The sequence below is a fragment of the Microbacterium sp. BF1 genome (genome assembly GCF_019279095.1).
GTDB classification, from domain to species: Bacteria; Actinomycetota; Actinomycetes; order Actinomycetales; family Microbacteriaceae; genus Microbacterium; species Microbacterium maritypicum.
On sequence record NZ_JAGYWT010000905.1, the window covers coordinates 1 to 515 of the forward strand.

1 protein-coding gene is annotated in these 515 nt (G+C 70.5%); it reads left to right on the top strand.

Features of this window, described 5'->3' with window-relative positions; all coding sequences use genetic code 11:
- Positions 1-400: nitroreductase family protein (locus KZA10_RS17480; protein ID WP_218683541.1), on the top strand; the 400-nt coding region annotated here is incomplete at its 5' end.
- Positions 401-515: the final 115 nt, after the last annotated feature.

Sequence of the window (515 nt, forward strand, 5' to 3'; positions counted from 1 at the left end):
GCTGGGCGCGGCGATCGCGAAGGCCCAGGGAGATTCCTCACCCTCGTCGAAGCCGCTTCGCGCTCCGCTGCTCATCGCCGTCGTCGCGAGCTACCGCAAGAGCGAGAAGGTGCCCCGGTGGGAGCAGGAGGCGGTCGCGTCCGGTGTCGCGCACGTGTTGAGTCTTCTGCTCGACGAGGCCGGGTGGGGCGTCATCTGGCGCACGGGCCACTACACGCGTGCCAAGGCGGTGGCCAAGGCCCACGGCCTCGGCAAGAACGAGGAGCTCCTCGGCTGGCTCTACGTGGGTGGCAAGCCCGAAGGCAAGAAGCCCGGCCGGCGCAAGAGCGTCGATGCCCGCAAGCTCGTCACGCGCCTGCCCGCGGCGAGCACCGAGAAGGCGAAGAAGAAGAAGAAGTAGCGCCTCAGCGTCGACGCCGCCACGGCATGGCCACGACGACCGACCCGACGGCGACCACGACCATCGCGAGCACCTGCCAGAGCGCGGGTCCCGCCGCCGGTGGCCACAGGAGGTC